Origin of the sequence: Variovorax sp. dw_954 (assembly GCF_018449755.1) — a bacterium.
Lineage (GTDB): Bacteria > Pseudomonadota > Gammaproteobacteria > Burkholderiales > Burkholderiaceae_C > Variovorax.
Window position 1 is genome coordinate 222239 of the sequence record NZ_JAAVVD010000009.1, and the last position, 17862, is coordinate 240100.

15 protein-coding genes are annotated in these 17862 nt (G+C 66.5%); 7 read left to right on the forward strand and 8 right to left on the reverse strand.

Translation table 11 applies throughout. The features are described 5' to 3' along the window. Nucleotides 1-77: 77 nt before the first annotated feature. Both HB681_RS16575 and HB681_RS16580 read right to left on the reverse strand, forming a co-directional pair. Nucleotides 78-470, reverse strand: coding sequence for a hypothetical protein (locus HB681_RS16575; protein WP_213955942.1), 393 nt, complete (start codon nt 468-470; stop codon nt 78-80). 136 nt (nt 471-606) lie between these two features. After that, nucleotides 607-1341, reverse strand: coding sequence for an aldolase (locus HB681_RS16580; protein WP_213955943.1), 735 nt, complete (start codon nt 1339-1341; stop codon nt 607-609). Between the two features lie 156 nt (nt 1342-1497). Here HB681_RS16580 and iaaH point away from each other — a divergent pair, with 156 nt between their 5' ends. Continuing rightward, on the forward strand, nt 1498-2976 hold the full coding sequence (gene iaaH, locus HB681_RS16585) for an indoleacetamide hydrolase (protein ID WP_213955944.1): 1479 nt from the start codon (nt 1498-1500) through the stop codon (nt 2974-2976). 42 nt (nt 2977-3018) lie between these two features. On the opposite strand, the gene HB681_RS16590 is transcribed toward iaaH, so the two are convergent. After that, nucleotides 3019-3993, reverse strand: a complete 975-nt coding sequence (locus HB681_RS16590; RefSeq protein WP_213955945.1) for an SMP-30/gluconolactonase/LRE family protein — start codon at nt 3991-3993, stop codon at nt 3019-3021. Then, nucleotides 3990-4940: a LysR family transcriptional regulator gene (locus HB681_RS16595; protein WP_256354648.1), complete on the reverse strand. Its 951-nt coding sequence runs from the start codon at nt 4938-4940 to the stop codon at nt 3990-3992. Before HB681_RS16595 ends, HB681_RS16590 begins: the two co-directional genes overlap by 4 nt. Before the next feature lie 95 nt (nt 4941-5035). On the opposite strand from HB681_RS16595, the gene HB681_RS16600 reads away from it, so the two are divergent. Genes HB681_RS16600 through HB681_RS16610 form a run of 3 tightly spaced genes read left to right on the forward strand, consistent with a single transcriptional unit; the run spans nt 5036 to nt 7809 of the window. Then, nucleotides 5036-5686: a 4-carboxy-4-hydroxy-2-oxoadipate aldolase/oxaloacetate decarboxylase gene (locus tag HB681_RS16600; protein ID WP_213955946.1), complete on the forward strand. Its 651-nt coding sequence runs from the start codon at nt 5036-5038 to the stop codon at nt 5684-5686. A 49-nt stretch (nt 5687-5735) separates the two neighbouring features. Beyond that, nucleotides 5736-6728, forward strand: coding sequence for a tripartite tricarboxylate transporter substrate binding protein (locus HB681_RS16605; RefSeq protein WP_213955947.1), 993 nt, complete (start codon nt 5736-5738; stop codon nt 6726-6728). A gap of 25 nt (nt 6729-6753) precedes the next feature. Next, the gene (locus tag HB681_RS16610; protein WP_213955948.1) at nt 6754-7809 is read left to right on the forward strand and encodes an amidohydrolase family protein; all 1056 of its coding nucleotides are present in this window, start codon (nt 6754-6756) and stop codon (nt 7807-7809) included. Here HB681_RS16610 and HB681_RS16615 read toward each other — a convergent pair. The 3 genes from HB681_RS16615 to HB681_RS16625 form a co-directional block, all read right to left on the reverse strand. Then, nucleotides 7802-9157 (reverse strand): sigma 54-interacting transcriptional regulator, encoded by a 1356-nt coding sequence (locus tag HB681_RS16615; RefSeq protein ID WP_213955949.1) that lies wholly within the window; start codon nt 9155-9157, stop codon nt 7802-7804. The genes HB681_RS16610 and HB681_RS16615 overlap by 8 nt on opposite strands. Beyond that, on the reverse strand, nt 9154-10980 hold the full coding sequence (locus tag HB681_RS16620) for an ATP-binding protein (protein WP_213955950.1): 1827 nt from the start codon (nt 10978-10980) through the stop codon (nt 9154-9156). Before HB681_RS16620 ends, HB681_RS16615 begins: the two co-directional genes overlap by 4 nt. A 191-nt stretch (nt 10981-11171) precedes the next feature. Further along, nucleotides 11172-12515 carry a dicarboxylate/amino acid:cation symporter gene (locus HB681_RS16625; RefSeq protein ID WP_213955951.1) on the reverse strand — a complete coding sequence of 448 codons (1344 nt, stop codon included), beginning with the start codon at nt 12513-12515 and terminating at the stop codon, nt 11172-11174. Nucleotides 12516-12750: 235 nt separating this feature from the next. On the opposite strand from HB681_RS16625, the gene HB681_RS16630 reads away from it, so the two are divergent. After that, on the forward strand, nt 12751-13647 hold the full coding sequence (locus tag HB681_RS16630) for a LysR family transcriptional regulator (protein WP_213955952.1): 897 nt from the start codon (nt 12751-12753) through the stop codon (nt 13645-13647). A 527-nt stretch (nt 13648-14174) separates the two neighbouring features. Then, on the forward strand, nt 14175-15803 hold the full coding sequence (locus HB681_RS16635; protein WP_213955953.1) for a TIGR04141 family sporadically distributed protein: 1629 nt from the start codon (nt 14175-14177) through the stop codon (nt 15801-15803). A 159-nt stretch (nt 15804-15962) separates the two neighbouring features. On the opposite strand, the gene HB681_RS16640 is transcribed toward HB681_RS16635, so the two are convergent. Continuing rightward, nucleotides 15963-16613, reverse strand: coding sequence for a M48 family metalloprotease (locus HB681_RS16640; RefSeq protein ID WP_213955954.1), 651 nt, complete (start codon nt 16611-16613; stop codon nt 15963-15965). 328 nt (nt 16614-16941) lie between these two features. On the opposite strand from HB681_RS16640, the gene HB681_RS16645 reads away from it, so the two are divergent. Further along, nucleotides 16942-17661, forward strand: coding sequence for an alpha/beta fold hydrolase (locus HB681_RS16645; RefSeq protein ID WP_213955955.1), 720 nt, complete (start codon nt 16942-16944; stop codon nt 17659-17661). The last annotated feature ends 201 nt before the right edge of the window (nt 17662-17862 follow it).

A 17862-nucleotide genomic window follows, 5' to 3' on the forward strand; every position in this document is an offset into this window, starting at 1 on the left:
CCAAGTACCCCTCGGAATGTGCGTCTTTTTAAGGCAGACGGCCAGATGGCCAGTCCCTGCCTCACGCGCGTCTGCCGTCAGGCCAGCGGCGCGGGCGGGCGCTCCGCGGGCCGCTCGAATGCGGTCTCTGCCTCCTGCAGCACCGGCACCACCGTCAGCAGCCGGCGCGTGAGCCAATAGAGGCGGGAGGCATCCACGGGATTCGGCAACTTCAGTGCGTCGATCAACCGCTGCGGCAGCGGCCCCAGGGAAAGCGCCGCAAGGGGTTCCAGCACCGTCACCAGTTCGGCCCGCACATGCTCGTCCACGAGATCATGCGCATCGAGGCAGCGCCAGATGGTCTCGATGGCGTGTTCGCACAGCACGGCATCCGGGGGTGGCGCCGTCGCGCCAGGCTGGCCGAATGCGGCCGGCGGCATGGGCGGAGCGCCGCGCGCGGCTGCGGGGTCGAGGCTTCCGGGTGAAGGCATGGCTGTCTCCTTCCTTCGTGCCAACCACGATACGCCGCGCGAATGCGAAGGGCAAACTGTCTGGCGGCCTAGATATGAAGTTCTAGTGGGTTGTACGGGTGTCCACCCGGATGGGCCTCTTGCAGGCCCTCCAGGCCTATGCGCGTCGGCTGGCCTGGCGCGCCCAGTAGGCAAAAGTCGCTTCAACGATCGAGGGCTGCAGCAGGAAGTCGTGCGCCTCGCGCGCTGCGGCCGGCTCCACCGGCTTGAGGCTGCCGGCCGCCATGGCATCGAGCACCATGCGTGCATTGCGTTCGGCAAACACGTTGAGATAGACCGCCTCCTGAAGGCTGGCGCCCGTGCACACCACGCCGTGGTTCACGAGCATCGCCGAACGCTTGTTGCCAAGCGCCTGCGAGATCAGCATGCCTTCATCGTCGCCCGTGGGCACGCCGGGCCAGTGCGCCAGGAATCCGCAGTCCTCATGGAACATGGCAGCGTCCATGTGCGCCACCGGCATGGGGATGCCCAGCATGGACAGCGCGGACGTCGCCGGCGGATGCGTGTGGACGATCGCCTTCACGGACGGGTGGTTCCGGTAGATCCAGCCATGGAAGCGCACGCCGGGATTCGGTCGGCCGCGACCTTCCAGGATGTTCAATCCCTCATCGAGCCGCAGGACGTCGGCAGCCGTCGCCTCTTCAAGCCCGACGCCCAGCGCGAGCGTCCAGAACCGGCACGAATCCCCGTCCCGCAAGGTGATCTGGCCCGCGAGGCCGACCGCGTGGCCTTGATGGGCCAGGATGCGCGCCGCTTCGACGAGGACACCGGAAGGCGGCTGTGCCTTGTTGTCGTCGGCGAGGATCGAGTTCAGTGCAAGCGTCTTTTCCATGGGGGTGAAGAATATCTGGAGGCTGGGGCCTGCGCACCCCGGGTTGAATGCAACTCCACCATGGCCGCACTTGAAATCACGTCAACTCCGGGTTGCAATGCCCTCGACTTCACCCGGCCGAACTCGTCGCTCCCGCAGCACACCAAGGAATTCCAAATGGACAGTACTTCCCCCTCCTCCCCCGCCCCGTCGACCTCACAGATGCTGGAACTGAGCGCGGTGGAGGTGCTTGCCGCCTTCAGGCGCGGCGACTTCAGTTCGCAGGACTACGTCCGGGCCTTGCTGGCGCGCGCGAACGAACTCCGTTCGCTGAACACTTGGGTGACGCTCAACGGCGCCGCGGCGCTGGAGGCGGCCCGCGAGATCGACGAGGCACGCGCGCGGGGCGATGCGCTGGGTCCCTTGGCCGGCCTGCCCCTCTACGTGAAGGACAACATCGATACCAAGGGCATCGAGACCACGGCTGCGACGCCGGCCCTGCGTGGCTTCCTGCCGGCACGCAATGCCCCGGTGCTCGATCCCCTGTTGCGGGCCGGCGCCATCGTGCTGGCCAAGGCGAACATGCATGAGCTCGCCTTCGGCAGCACGTCGAGCAACGCGGCCTGCGGCTTTGTCCAGAACCCGTACGACATCACGCGCATCCCCGGCGGATCGTCCGGCGGGACCGCTGCCGGGATTGCGGCGCGCATCGCGCCGGCCGGGCTGGGCACGGACACTGGCGCATCGGTGCGCAACCCGGCCTCCTTCTGCGGCATCGTCGGCCTGCGTCCTTCCGTCGGGAACGGCGGCAAGGATCGCCGCTATCCGGGCGCGGGCGTGGTGCCGATCTCCCGCACACGCGACACGGTCGGCCCGATGGCGCGCAACGTCGCCGACGTGGCGTTGCTCGACGCCGTCATCACAGGCACAGAGGGGGTTTCACCGGCCTCGCTGGCAGGGCTGCGACTGGGCCTGCCACGCGGTGGTTTCTGGGAGAACCTGGATTCGGAGGTCGAGGCGGTGACGAGTGCCGCAGTTGAGAAATTGCGTGCCGCCGGCGTGGTCTTTGTCGAGGCCGATCTCGAGGGCTGGGCGGCACTCAACGCGCAGGTCTCGATGCCAGTCGCGCTCTACGAGTTCTATCACCGCGACCTGCCTGCCTACCTGAAGGAAAGGGATATCCCGCTGGGCATCGAGGACGTGATCGCCCAGGTTGAAAGCCCCGATGTGAAGGGCATCTTCGGCTTCGCCAGGGACATGCCCGCCGAGGTCTACGAGCAGGCGATGCGCGTGCACAGGCCGCAACTGATGGCGCTCTACGCCCGGTACTTCGAAAAGCACGCGGTCGAAGGCGTGCTGTTCCCGACCGTGCCGATACTGCCGCCGCCGATCGACCCCGGGTTCTCGGGTGCGGTGTCGATCAACGACGTGCCCCAGGATGGCGGGCCGGCGGCCCAGTTCCAGGTCCTCATCCGCAATGTCGACCCAGGCAGCAACGCCGGCCTGCCGGGGCTCGCGCAACCGGCGGGCATGTCCGCCAGCGGGCTGCCGGTCGGCCTGGAGATCGATGGGCCCTTGGGCAGCGACCGTCGCCTTCTCGCCATCGGGCTGGCGATTGAAGCGGTGCTGGGGCTGCCACCGGCGCCTGACATCTGATCGCGGCGCGGGCCGCAAACGCTGAACGGCTGCCTCGGGGCCTCAGCAGCGGGCCAGGTCCTGGAAGTTGAGCTTCAGCCCGGGCCGGGGCCAGCGCATGCGTGCCAGCCGCCCGGTGGACGACAGCGTGATCCAGGCCGTGCGCATGTCGTCGCCGCCGAAGCACAGGTTGGTGACCATGCGGTCGTCGAGCGCATCGAAGGTCTCGTTGCCACCGTCGGGATCGACTGTCGTGATGCCGCCGCGCGACAGCGTGGCGACGCAGACGCGCCCGTCCTGCTCGACCTTGAGCGAATCGAAGCGCTGGTAGTGCGACGAGCCGAACGCGTAGCGGCCGCCGTTGGGCGACGGATACGGCAGCAGCCTCAACTGCCCCGGCGCGACGATGTCGAACGCCCAGAGCCGGCCGGTCTCGGTCTCGGCCACGTACAGCAGGTCTTCCGCGGGCGAGAGGCCGACGCCGTTGGGAAAGAAGATGGGGAAGATGACCTCGCGGATGCTGCTGCCGTCGGGCAGCGCGTAGTACACGCCGCCGCGGTCCGCCTCGCGCGGCCGCCGCTTGCCGTTGCAGGTGAAGTAGAAGCCGCCGTGGCGGTCGAAGACCAGGTCGTTCGGGCCAGCCAGCACGTGGCCGTCGCAGGCGTCATAGAGCGTGTCGACCTGGCCGGTGCGAAGGTCCACGCGCTGGATGCTGCCGCCGCGGTAGTCGGCCGGCTGGCCTGCGGGACGCAGCAGGCCGTCGCCGCGGGCCCATTCGAAGCCGCCGTTGTTGCACACGTAGATCGCGCCGTCCGGACCGACGGCCGCGCCGTTCGGGCCACCGCCCGTCTGCGCCGCGACGGAGGCCGCGCCGTCGGGCTGGATGCGCGTGAGGCAGCCCCGCTCGATCTCGACCACCAGCACCGAGCCGTCCGGAAGCGCCACCGGCCCTTCGGGAAAGCGCAGGCCGGTGCAGACGATGTCGTGCGCCGCGTAGGGGCCGGGCGGGACGATGGAATCAAGCGATGGGTTCTTCATTCTTTCTCCGTTGACTGCATGCCGCGGCGCGTGGTGGATGGGCGCGCCGCAAAGACTTCGAAATCGTTGATGACCGTGCCCAGCAACTCCACCAGTTCAAGCAGGCCCTCGCCCATCTCGCTGGTCTGGTAGCAGAGGGAGATCCGGTGGGCCGGGATCTCGGGTGACACGCGCAGCAGCCTGACAGTTCCCGCGGCGAGTTCGTCGCGGACCACGCGCAGCGGCAGCAGGCCGATGGCTGCCCCGTGCTGCACGGCCAGCAGCGTCACGCCGACGTTGTTGCAGGTGCTGATGCGCGCCGGCGTGACGCCGGCGTGCGAGAACCACTGGCCGATGGTGCTGTGCTGGCGCGAGCCCGGCGGCGCGATCATCAGGTGGTCGTGCGCCAGGTCCGCCGGCGACAGCACGTCGCGCGTAGGCCGGAAGCCCGGGTGCGCGAACCAGCCGAGCAGGCTGTAGCCGGCCGGCTGCTGTGCCACGTGCGGCTCGAGGCCGGGCTCGGCCACGATGCCAATGTCCAGTTCGCAGGCATTGAGCTTGGCGCTGAGCTGGCCGGAGTCACCGACGAACAGCAGCGTGCGGATCGCCGGGTAGCGCTGCTCCAGCCGGCGCAGCAGTTCGCCGAGCGCGAGCAGCGCGAAGTTCTCGCTCATGCCGATGCGCAGCGTGCCCCTGAGCGGGTTGCGGCTGCCGAAGCGCTCGCCCATCTCCTGCGCCGTCGAGACCATGCGCTCGGCGTAGACCATCAGCGCATGCGCCTCGGCCGTGAGCGAGATGCGCGGCCCGCGGCGCACGAACAGGCGGGTGCCGAGCTCGGCCTCCAGCTCGCGCACGCGCTGGGAGATGCTGGGCTGGCTCAGGTGGAGTTCCTGCGCGGCGGCCTGGAAGCTGCCACCGCGCACGATGGCCAGGAAGGCCCTCAGCTGGTTCAGCGTCGCATTCATCATAGGAATATTCTATTTTTATCCACCATAAAAACTAGTTTTTCTTTTTCTTCGACTCTCTTTACGCTTCAGCACGCCCACAACAAACCAAGCATGCAATGACTTCCAACGGTGCCAGTCCCTCTCAGCTGGAAGCGCTCAAGCGCTTCGGCACAGCCACCATCCACGAGGCCCAGGGCCAGAAAGGTGCCGTCGACGGCGCGATCCGCGCGCTCGACCCGGGCATGCGCGTGGCCGGCCCTGCCCTCACGGTCAAGTGCCGCCCCGGCGACAACCTGGCGCTGCACTACGCGCTGACCAAGCTGGTGCCCGGCCAGGTGCTGGTCGTCGATGCCGAGGGCTTCGTCGAGGCCGGTCCCTGGGGCGACGTCATGTCCTGCGCGGCCATGCAGCGCGGCGCGGCCGGGCTGATGATCGACGGCTCGGTGCGCGATTCCCACACCATCGTCGAGATGGGCTTCCCGGTGTTTTCGCGCGGCATCTCCATCAAGGGCACCAACAAGCGCCAGCCGGGCCAGATCGGCGTGCCGGTGGTCTTCGGCAGCATCGTGGTGCGGCCGGGCGACGTGGTGGTCGGCGACCGCGACGGCGTGGTGGTCGTGCTTGCCGAAGAGGTGGCCCACGTCGTCGATGCCTGCCAGGCGCGCGAGGACAAGGAAGAGAAGTTCCGCGAGCAATTGCGCAGTGGCAAGACGACGGTCGAACTGCTCGACCTCGGACCGCTGCTGCATTCCTACGGCATGGATTAGCCGGGCGATCTTTCGCCAGCCCAACAAAAAACCAGAACCGGAGACATCGATGACACAGCCTGGATTCTCTTGGCGCCAGTCGCTGCAAGCCCTTCTCGTGGTGGCCGCGGCCGGGCTTGCGCCGCTTGTGGCGAACGCGGCGGGCCCGCTCGATTGCCGCGCCGTCCACCTCGTCGCGCCCAATCCGCCGGGCGGCGCCACCGACGTGCTCTCGCGCATCATCGGCGACCCGCTCTCACGGCGCCTCGGCGTGCCGGTCATCGTGGACAACAAGGGCGGCGCATCTACCAGCATCGGCAACGAGTTCGTCGCCCACTCGGCGCCCGACGGTTGCACCCTGCTGATGGGCAACATCTCGATGGCGCTCAACAAGTCGCTGATGAAGCTGAACTACGAGGTCGAGCGCGACCTGCGCGCCGTCATCCAGGTGGCGGCGGTGCCGCTGGCACTGTTCGTCAACCCGAAGGTCGACGTGAAAACGGTGCCGGAACTCGTGGCCTACGCCAAGGCGCATCCGGCTGAGGTGAACTTCTCCAGCGCCGGTCCGGGCACGCCCACGCACCTTGTCGTCGAGATGCTCAACGAGCGCGAGGGGACGAAGATCGTCCACGTCCCCTACCGCGGCGCGGGCCCGGCCACGATGGACGTCATTGGGGGCCTGATCATGAGTTCGTCCGATTCGCTCATCGTCGTCCTGCCCCATATCCGCAGCGGCGCGCTGCGTGCGCTCGCGGTCAGCGGTCCGAGGCGGTCGATGCTGATGCCGGAGGTGCCCACCTTCGCGGAAGCGGGCATCGGCTTTGCCGACATCTCCCTCTGGTACGGCGTGATGGCGCCCAGCAAGGCGCCCGACGCGGTGGTGCAGTACCTCAACAAGGAGATCGCCGAGGTGCTGCGCCAGCCGGACACCATGCGCAGGCTGCAGGACCTGGGCTCCGATCTCCCGCCGGACGGCACGCCCCAGCAGTTCCAGACGCTCCTCCACAACGAGACCGCGCGGCTGGGCGACTTGATCCGCAAGGCGAACATCACGCTCGACTGAACCCAAGCCAGCAAGAAAGCAGCGAATGATCATTGACTGTCATGGTCACTACACCACCGCGCCGCGGCGCCTCGAGGAGTTCCGCCTGTCGCAGGCGGCGTTCTTCCACGACCCGGCACGCCTCGCGGCGCTGAAGCCGCCGCAGATCACCGACGACGAGTTGCGCGAAAGCATCGAGACCGGCCAGTTGCGCATCCAGCGCGAACGCGGCGTGGACCTGACGATCTTCTCGCCGCGGGCGGCGGGCATGTCGCACCACATCGGCGACGCGAAGACCGGCGAGGTCTGGTCGCAGCTGTGCAACGAGCTCATCCACCGCATCTGCGCGATGTTCCCGCAGCACTTCGCGGGGGTGTGCCAGTTGCCGCAGTCGCCGGGCGTCCCGGCCGGCAACTGCGTGGCCGAGCTGCGCCGGTGCGTGGAGCAGCTCGGCTTCATCGGCTGCAACCTCAACCCCGATCCCTCGGGCGGCTACTGGAAGGACCCGCCGCTCACCGACCGCAGCTGGTATCCGCTGTACGAGGCGATGGTCGAGCTCGACGTGCCGGCCATGATCCACGTCAGCGCGTCGTGCAACCCGGCCTTCCACACCTCCGGCGCGCACTACCTGAACGGCGACACCTCCGCCTTCATGCAGCTCGTGGAGGGCAATCTGTTCCGCGACTTCCCGACCCTGCGCTTCGTGATCCCGCACGGCGGCGGCGCCGTGCCCTACCACTGGGGCCGGTACCGCGGCCTGGCGCAGGACATGAAGAAGCCGCCGCTGGCCGAGCACCTGATGAACAACGTGTTCTTCGACACCTGCGTGTACCACCAGAAGGGCATCGACCTGCTCACCGGCGTGATCCCGGTGCGCAATGTGCTGTTCGCCTCGGAGATCATCGGCGCGGTGCAGGGCATCGACCCCGAGACCGGCTTCCACTTCGACGACACGCGCCGCTACATCGAGGCCGCCGCGCTGGCGCCCGAGCAGCGCCAGCAGATCTACGAAGGCAATGCGCGGCGCGTGTACGGGCGGCTGGATGCACGGCTGCAGCAGGCCGGGCTGCTCCAGGGCGAATCGGCCGCGTCGCTTACTTGAACTGCTCCGCGGTCACGCCCAGCTTGCGCAGCTTGTCGAACAAGGTCTGCCGCGGGACCGACAGCGCGGACGCCGTGGCCGACTGGTCCCCATGGTGCTTGCGCAGCGCCTCGACGATGACGGCGCGCTCGAAGGACTCGACCTGCTGCGGCAAACCCTGCGGCAAGGCTGCCTCGCTGGCGTGCAGTTGCGTCAGGCGCCCTTCCCCCAGCAGCCCGAGCACGAAACGGTCGGCCACGTTGCGCAACTCGCGCACGTTGCCGGGCCAGGCATAGGCCATCAGGTCGGCCAACTGGGCGCTGCTCAGCACCGGCGCGATCCGCTCGAACCGGCTGGCCGCCAGCAGCGTGAAATGCTCGAACAGCAGCGGGATGTCCTCCCGGCGCTCGCGCAGCGGCGGCAGTTCGATGAAAGCCACGCCGATGCGGTAGTACAGGTCGGCCCTGAACTTCTGCCTGTCGCTGAGTTCCTTCAAGTCGTCCTTGCTCGCCGCCACCACGCGGCAGTCGAAGTGAATGGTCTTGTTGGAGCCGATGCGCTCCACCGAACGCTCCTGCAGCGCTCGCAGCAGCTTGATCTGCACCGCCATCGGCATGCTCTCGATCTCGTCGAGGAACAGCGTGCCGCCATTGGCGTATTCGAACTTGCCCACGCGTACCCGGCTGGCGCTGGTGAAGGCGCCGGGCTCGTGGCCGAAGAGTTCGCTCTCCGCCAGCGACTCGGGCAGGCCGCCGCAATTGAGCGGCACGAAGTGCTGCCGGCGGCGCTTGCTGTAGTCGTGCAGGCAACGCGCCACCAGTTCCTTGCCGGTGCCGGTCTCGCCGTAGATCAGCACGTCGGCGGAGGTCTCGGCCAGCGTCATCACCGTGCGGCGCACCTGCTGCATCTGCGCCGAGCGGCCGATCAGCACGGACTGGATTCCGTTCCAGTTTTCCAGCGCCTCGCGCAGCGTACGCACCTGCAGCGTGAGTTGCCGTCGCTCGATGGCGTGGCGCGTGATGGCCACCAGACGCTCGGTGGTGAAGGGCTTCTCGATGAAGTCGTAGGCACCGTCGCGCATGGCTTCCACGGCCATCGCGATATGGCCGTGGCCCGTCATCAGGATGACGGGCAGCTCGGGGTCGGTCTTGTGCAGTTCATGCAGCCATTCGGTGCCGGTCATGCCGGGCAGGCGCACGTCGCACACCACGACGGCGGCCACGCCGGGGCTGATTCGGTCCCGCGCCCGTTCGACGCTGGAAAACGCTTCGACATCCAGGCCGGCAAGGCTCAGGACCTGGGTCGTGCTGATGCGCACGTCCTCGTCGTCCTCGACCAGCAGCACCCGGATGGCAGGGACATCACTCACTGTTCATCACTCCTGTGGATGGGGTCGTCAGGCTTGCTCGCAGGCAAGTCGATGGCGAAGCATGCGCCGCTCGCCTCCAGGTTGGCCGCGCGCAAGGTACCGCCCATGGCGCGGACCAATTGTGCAGAGATCACGAGCCCCAGGCCCAACCCCGCCCCCGCTGGCTTGCTGGTGACGAAGGGCTCGAACAGTTGCGACAGGATGTCGGGCCTGATGCCGGGGCCGGTGTCGCTCACCTCCAGCAGCACGCGCTCGCCCTGCTGCCTGGCCCGGAGGTGCAGCGTACGACGCGGCGCCTTGTGCATCGCGTCGATGGCGTTGCGCATCAGGTTGACGAGCACGCTGCCCAGGGCCGCCTCGTCCGCCATGACGCCGAGCGTGCCGGGCTGCACCTCGACTTCGACGGCAATGCCCTGGTCCATCAGCGCGTCGGCCAGCATGCCCTGTGCTTCGTCGATGGTGTGCGCCAGGACGACCGGCACGACCGGAAGCTCGCTCTTGTGCGCAAAGGTCTTGAGCTGCGAGGTCAGGCGCGCGAGCCGGTCGACCATGCTGCGGATGCGCTTGAGGTTGCCGCGCACGTCGTCGTAGCTGTTCTTGTCGAGCAGGATCGCCGCGCTTTCCGACAGGGCGCGCATGGCGGTGAGCGGCTGGTTCAACTCGTGCGCCAGGCCGGCCGACATCTGCCCCAGCGCCGCCATCTTGCCCGTGTGCACCAACTCGTCCTGCGCAGCGCGCAGTTGCGCGGTGCGCGCGACCACGGTGGTTTCGAGGCTGTCGTGCGCTGCCTGCAACGCCGCCTGGTTCGCCAGCTTGTGCCGCACCGCGCGACGCCGCTGCCACAGCGCCACGCCGACGAGCAACAGCACCGCCATCGCCAGGCTCGCGGTGATCGCCGCATTGCGGGCAGCCAGGCGCAACGGCGCCATGTCGTCGAACACCACGAGTCGCCACGGCGCGCCGCGCAATGCACGCTCGGACAGGAGCTGGTCCCTGCCATCGAGCGATATCAATTGCACCTCGGGCGCCAGCGCTTCCTTCTGCGTCCATTGCAGCGGGAGGAGGCTCGCTTCGCCGTACGGCCGGGAGCGCTGCACGTCGGCGCGCTGCTGGTCGTCCAGGGGCCGCAGCGGCCTGAACTTCAGGTCTTCCCGCGTCGAGAGGATCACCACCCCGCGCTCGTCGAACAAGGCCACGTCGCCCGGCAGCTTGCGCCACGCGCGCTCGGCCTCCTCGAGGTTGACCTTGACGGCCACCACCCCGCGCGACGACGGCTCTCGGCGCAGTGCGAAGGAAAGGTAGTAGCCAGGCCGCTTGCTGGTGATGCCCACGCCGTAGAAGCGCCCCCTGCCCTGGCTCATCGCATCGATGACGTAGGGCCGGAAGGAAAAGTCCTGGCCGACGGTCGTGCCCGGCTTGTCCCAGTCCGACGCGGCCAGCGAGGTCCCGGTGCTGTCGAGCACGTAGAGCATCTCCGCGCCGGCCGCGGCATTGACGCCATCGAGGTAGTGGTTGACTGAATCGCGCAACCCGGCATCGGACGGCGCGCCGAGCAACGCGGGCACGATGGGCGTCATCTCCAGCAGCGCGGGCAGGTAGTCGAAGCGGGCCAGTTCGGCATCGAGGCCGGTCGCGAGCATGTCGAGCCGGTGGGCAGACGCCTCACGCACGCGAGCCAGGCCGGCCTGCATGGCGAGCTGGTGTCCCGCGAAGGCGGCCAGGGCGACCAGCGCCAGTGCGGCGCACCAACGTGTGAGGCCAAGCCAGAGCCTGCGGTTGCTGCGGGGTGGATCGAGTGGCCGGACCGGCTCCCTGGGCTTCATCGGACCGTTATTGCACAAGCCCGGGCCGTCCGCATCGGTGGCAGCCCGACGCTGGCCAGGATGTGCCGCTGAGAAATCGAACCGAGCAGATCAGCGCTCTCGAAGTCGCTGCCGAACCTTGAGATCACGGCCACCTGCTCACCCGATCCAGGGATCGGCATATTCAGACAGGCGCTTTGGAAGGTGATTGGTCAACGCGCGCCCGCGGGCATGTGCACTTCCGACGCGTCGAGCACCATCTCCGGCTCATCCGCATCAGCCGACGTTTCCCCGTTGAGTTGCTGCGTCAGGCGCCGCGTGTCGAGATCGCCGGTCCACTTGGCGACGACCAGCGTGGCCACGCCGTTGCCGATCAGGTTGGTCAGCGCCCTTGCCTCGGACATGAAGCGGTCGATGCCGAGGATCAGCGCGAGGCCCGCCACCGGCACATGGCCCACGGCCGACAAGGTGGCGGCCAGCACGATGAAGCCGCTGCCGGTGACGCCGGCAGCTCCCTTGGAGGTCAGCAGCAACACGGCCAGCAGCGTGAGTTGCTGGATCCAGGTCATGTCGGTGTTGGTGGCCTGGGCGATGAACACCGCCGCCATCGTGAGGTAGATCGAGGTGCCGTCGAGGTTGAACGAATAGCCGGTGGGAATCACCAGGCCCACCACCGACTTCTTCGCGCCGAGGTTCTCCATCTTGGCCATCATGCGCGGCAGCACCGATTCGCTCGACGAGGTGCCCAGCACGATCAGCAGTTCTTCCTTGATGTAGCGGATGAACTTCCAGATCGAGAAGCCATGGAACCTGGCGATGCTCCCGAGCACCACGAAGATGAACAGCAGGCAGGTGGCATAGAAGGTCGCCATCAGCTGGCCCAGTTGCAGCAGCGAGCCCACGCCGTACTTGCCGATGGTGAAGGCCATCGCGCCGAAGGCACCGATGGGCGCCACCTTCATGATGTAGCCGACGATGGTGAACAGCACGTGCGAGCCCTTCTCGATCACGTCGAATATCAGCGTGCCACGGCCGCCGAACCTGTGCAGCGCAAAGCCGAACATCACGGCGATCAGCAGCACCTGCAGGATCTCGCCCTTGGCGAAGGCATCGACCACCGTGTTGGGGATCACGTTGAGCAGGAAGTCGGTGGTGCTCTGCATCTTGCCCGGGCCGGTGTAGGCCGCGATGCCCTTGGTGTCGAGCTGGCTCACGTCCACGTTCATGCCGGCGCCGGGCCGCACGATGTTGATGATGACGAGGCCCACGAGCAGCGCGATGCTGCTGACGATCTCGAAATACAGCAGCGCCAGGCCGCCGGTCTTGCCGACCTTCTTCATGTCCTCCATGCCGGCGATGCCGACCACCACCGTGCAGAAGATGATCGGCGCGATGATCATCTTGATGAGCTTGATGAAGCCATCGCCGAGCGGCTTCATGGCCGCGCCGGTCTCGGGCCAGAAGTGGCCGAGCAGCACGCCGATGACGATCGCCGTGATGACCTGGAAGTACAGGGACTTGTAGAGGGGTGGCTTGGACTGCGGCTGAGGGGTCACGAAGGTCTCCTGGAATGGTTATGGCCTCGGGCGGCACACTTGCACTGCCGGATTACCAGCAATCGACATGCCACTGCGGTTCGGGGCGGAAATCCGCTGCAACTGGTTGATTCCATTGGGTTTTGGCGGCAAGGCCGTGGCGGCGGCTGCCGACCTTCCGACAGCAGCGCGGCCCGCCCGTCCGAATTGCCGGACCGAGGACCTGGGGCAAACCCTGAGCGTCACAATGCGCCCCGTGGAACTCAACCAACTTCGCTCATTCCTGTCCGTCGCCCGCACCGGTCAACTCGTGCGGGCCTCCGAGCAACTGCACCTGACGCAATCGGCGCTGTCGAAGCAGATCAAGGGCCTCGAGGACGAGCTGGGCGTGCTGCTCTTTGCGCGAACACCGGGCGGCATGGTGTTGACGGGTGCGGGTCGGCGCCTGCTCCCGTTGGCCGCGAAGACCGTCGAAGCGGCGCAGGAGATCGGCGCGCTGGCCAAGTCGATGCGCGGCACCGTGTCGGGCGCGCTGAAGCTGGGCACGATCATCGACCCGGAATCGATCCGGCTCGGTCCCCTGCTCGCGACGCTGCTGGAGCTTTATCCGCATGTGGATGTGTCGCTGGTCCACGGCATCTCCGGCGGCGTGGTGCAGATGCTGCGGGAAAGGCAGGTGGACACCTGCTTCTACCTGGGCACCTTGAAGGACCCGGAGATCGCGGTCCGCCAACTGGCGCTGGAGCACTATGTCGTGGTCGGGCCGGCGGCCTGGGAGACGCAATTGCGTGAGGCCGACTGGCCGGCCCTCGCGGCGATGCCGTGGCTGGCCACGCCGGCCGGCAGTTCGCAGCACGGACTGGTCGACCAGATGTTCGCGGAGCGGGGCCTCGCCTGCCACACCGTGGTCGAGGCGGATCAGGAGGCTTCGATGATCGAACTGGTCCAGACCGGCGTGGCGCTGGGCCTCATGCGCGAGCGCATCGCGGCGCCGGCCTTGCGCAACGGGCAGGCGGTGCTCTGGCCGGGGGTTCGGCTGCCCTGTCCCTTGTCCTTGCTGTACTTGCGCTCGAACGAGGACTCGATGACCTTGCAGGCCCTGCTGGCGGCGGCGCAGGTGGTGTGGCCCGCGGAAGCGGAGGCGTCGGCCTGACGCGCAACCGTCCTTCTTCGACACCACGTTCCGGATGAAGCGGATGGCCGCGCCATCCATCGCCAGGTAGGCATAGGGTTGTGCGCTGCTGTAGATGGCGAAATCGCCCGCGGCCACCGTCTTGGCGCCCTCTTCCAGCGTGATCTGCGCACGGCCTTCGATCACGTAGACCATTTCCTGCCAGCCCTCGGGATCAGGTTCCGCGCAGCGTCAAAATGATCGCCGAGGCTGAAGCGTTCTTTGCAGGTCCTGGCACAAAGTTTCGGCATGGGGCAACCGCGCCTTCTACACGACCGCCGGAGACTCAATTCAGCCGCTCCAGGCGTTTCGCGACACCGAATGCGGCCCCCGACTCACGCCCAAGAACTCATCCCCTTGCGACCACCCGCGCCCCAACCCCAGCAAGCCCCACGCGACCCCGGTCAGCATTGTGCGGTGGTTGTCGACCTCATCAATTTTGTGGAGACTGTCGGTTGACCTCTGGGCCGAGCGGCTCGATAAGCACTGCTCCTGGAGGAGACCCAGCAGTGTCAGAAGAAAAGAAAGTCAACCATCTCAGCATCTTCCTCATCAAGCAGCTATATGCAAACAGCCACCAAGCCCTGAGAACCGAGGCCTGCGCACCACCTGTCGAAGTCGCCATCGGAGGTCACGGCGCGGGACAGCTTTTTGTCAGGAAGAACCCGCCCTCGCCGCCGAAATGGTCGGCGTTGTTCAAGGAATTCATCGATCCGAAGGATCTCGCCGTACCAGGCGTCGCTGCTGCCTTTTTCATAACGATCAACGAACGCTGCTTTGTGCTCGCCTTCGGGCAAGGCGGTCGCTTTCTTCTCAGGGATGACGTGATCGAAGAGCGCTTCGGACTTCTCTGCGCTCTCAACGCCGTTGATCCCAAGACGTTCCGCTGCGTCGATGTTCAGTCGCTGAATGCCATCGAAAGTCACATGCGCATCCAGTCCGGGCAGGAGACGACGCCGGATCAGTTCGGCCTGAGTGTTGAGCAGGACATGCTGAAGGCTATCGTCGGCGCGCCCAAGAACCCGGCCTTCGGCAATCGCATGGCGGGCAGCGATGCCTTGTCCGTTTCGGTGAGGCTCGACCTCTCCGACCTGCCGTATCTGCTCGACCAGTACCGGCAACTTTTCGAGGCCGAGCTGAACGCCGAGGACTATCAATGGGTCAACAACATCTCGACGACCAAGAGCGCGGCTGTCATCGGCGTGCTCGAAACCGCGCTCGAAGCGAAACTCGCCGCAGGCCAGTTTGACGGCGTCTGGTTGTCGATTCCGGAAATCATCGACTGGACGATGGTCAAGGGCTTCATGTACTCGCCACATGGCGGGGGCGTCCTTCACCCGGATATCAACATGCAGGGGTTTCGCGACACGGTCGCAGGGCCCATCACTCTTGAGGTCCTTCGGTCACGCCAGGTCCATTGCGCCGACGCAGACCACAAGAAGGTTTTCAAATCTTGGCCGGTGTTCAAGTGCCTCTATGCGGAGATCGAACTCAACGGCATCACGCATGTTCTCAACGACGGAAAGTGGTTCAGCATCGCCAAAGACTTCGTCGAACGAACGAGCAGCGACTATGCAGCGATTCCGATGTCGAACCTCAAACTGCCCGAGTACAAAGGCGGCGGAGAAGGCGCGTACAACACGGAAGTGGCGGCGCTTCACCCGAACATCTATGACCTGCTCGACGACAAGAAGAAAGTCATGCACGGCGGCGGCCATGGACAGGTCGAAATCTGCGACCTTTTTTCCATCGATCGCGAGTTGATCCACGTCAAGATGTATGGGAAATCCAGCGTCTTGAGCCACTTATTCGCGCAGGGCTTCGTCTCTGGGCAACTCATTCAGATCGATTCGAAATTCCGGGAGAAGGTTCGGGCCCAGCTTGCGCCGACGCACCGTGAACTGCTGAAGATTGATCCGAAGCCTGAGCACGAATCCCTCACTATTACTTACGCGGTTATCAGTGATGCGCCGGGTGCTGATCTGCATCTGCCCTTCTTCTCCAGGGTCAATCCTGTGAACACGCGCAAAGTCCTTCGCGGCTTCGGATTCAAGGTGGAGCTTCTGAAGATCGCCGTGAACGACCTGTATGCGAAGACCGTCAAGATCCCACCGAAAAAGGGAAAGAAAGCGGCGTAGCTCGATCCGATCGGTACTTTCCGCCAGCGGAATTCGGAGCTTACTACTATCGTCAAATTGAGCGACAGGCCATGTCGGCCCGACTCGAGCCAAGAAGCCTCCATGAAACCCGGGGCGATTCATCAAACGATTTTGTCTGCGGACTTCTAACTCGGGCCACTAATTGAGCGTCAATGCCCGCAAGGCCGCGAGTCGCTTGCGTGTGCCGGGGTGCGTCGCAGTGTCGCCGCGCCAGCCGAGGTCCATGAAGGCCGCAACCGCATGCTGGTCCGGCAGGCCCAGGGCGCGCAGTGTGCTCAGGGCAAAGGCGTCGGCTTCGAATTCCTGGCGGTAGGCCATCGCCGATGCGTCGCGGCCCAGGAGGTCCGCCACGGCATCGGTCTGCTGCTGCACGACGGCGCCCGGCACCCATTTCACATAGAGCTGGCTCACCTGCGCCCAGTGGTCGAGCGCCACGTGCCCCAACTCGTGCGCGAGGATGAAGATGCGCTCGCCTTCGGGCAGGTCCGCCAAGGCGATGTTGGCGACCACGATGCGACCCTGCAGCGTCTCGCCCACCATCTCGCCGCGCACGACGCGCAGTTCGACCTTCGACAGCGCGGGACTGTGCAGCCCGCGCAAGAGCTTCTCGAAGGATTCGCGCACCGCCATGGCGCGCGGACTCGTGGCATCGGCCGGCGTCATCGCGTCGAGTTGCTTCTGTTGCGACGACTGCAGGACGCTGACGATGGCCGGTGGTGCGACGTGCGCGTCCTCGCAGCGGGCGGCGCCGCAAGCCAGGACCATCCACATCATCAGCAACCATCGCATGGGTACTCTCCGCAGCGCTCCGGGCGCGGGCGCATGTTTGCTGCACTGCAACAAACATGCCAGCGGTCCGGCGCTTTCCGCACCTGCCTCGCACCGCCGGCGTTGGCGGGATGCGCTGGCTTGCCCTTGCCTGCAGCCGTCATGACAGCGCGGCCACACGCAGTCGTCAACCCTCTGGTTTAGGAGTTTGCGTCGCCCGCTCCTGCCAACGCCGGTTGCGCGGTGACGTCCCCGTCCGCCTGCAGCCGGTGCGCGCCAGTCAAGGCCGCCTAGACTCGGATCCAGCACGCGCGGTGCGTGGCTGCTTTGCATGCTCAAGGAGATCCGGATGACAACGTTCGTCGTGGTTCATGGCGCTTGGTCGGCAGGCTGGGCCTGGAAGAAGATGCGCCCCCTGATGCGCGAACGGGGGCACGCGTTGTTCACGCCCACGCACACGGGGCTGGGCGAGCGCAGCCACCTGGCGCGGCCGGACATCGACCTCGATGCGCACATCGAGGACATCCTCGGCGTGCTCAGGTTCGAAGACCTGCGCGATGTCCATCTCGTCGCCCACAGCTACGGCGGCATGGTGGCCACGGGCGCTGCGGATCGCGCTGCGGAAAGAATCGCGCATCTCACCTACCTCGATGCCTTCGTTCCGAGAGACGGCCAATCCGTAGCGGACCTGGCAGGCGCGGCAGCGCACTCGCGCGTGCAGGCCGCCGCGCGTGACCACGGCGAGGGCTGGCGCATACCGCCCAACCCGATGCCGCCCGACACCAGCCCCGACGACCTCGCGTGGGCCAATCCGCTGCGGATGATGCAGCCGTTGAAGACCTTCGAGCAGCGGCTCCGGCTGACCGGCGCAGTCGAGCAAGTACCGCGGAGCTACATCTATTGCACCCGGCCCGGTCCAGGTGATGTGTTCAAACAGTTCGCGAGCCGGGCGCAGTCGGAAGCGGGCTGGCGCTACTTCGAACTCGATGCCAGCCACAACCCGCACATCACGATGCCGGACACCTTGGCCGCACTGCTGGGCGACATCGCCGGCGGCCCGCACTCGTAGATCGGGAAGCCCGCGCAGCACGTGCCTGGCCGACAGGCGTCGGTGAAGCACGCCAGTCGCCGCCGACACAGTGGTGCTCGCCATGACTGTGGCCGAGTGCGCGAACCTCCAGCGCCATCGAACGGCTACACACCGGCTCGCAAGTCCTTGTCCCCCAAGGCTATTCCGCCCAGGCATGCAGCGCTTGCCGCGATGTCACTC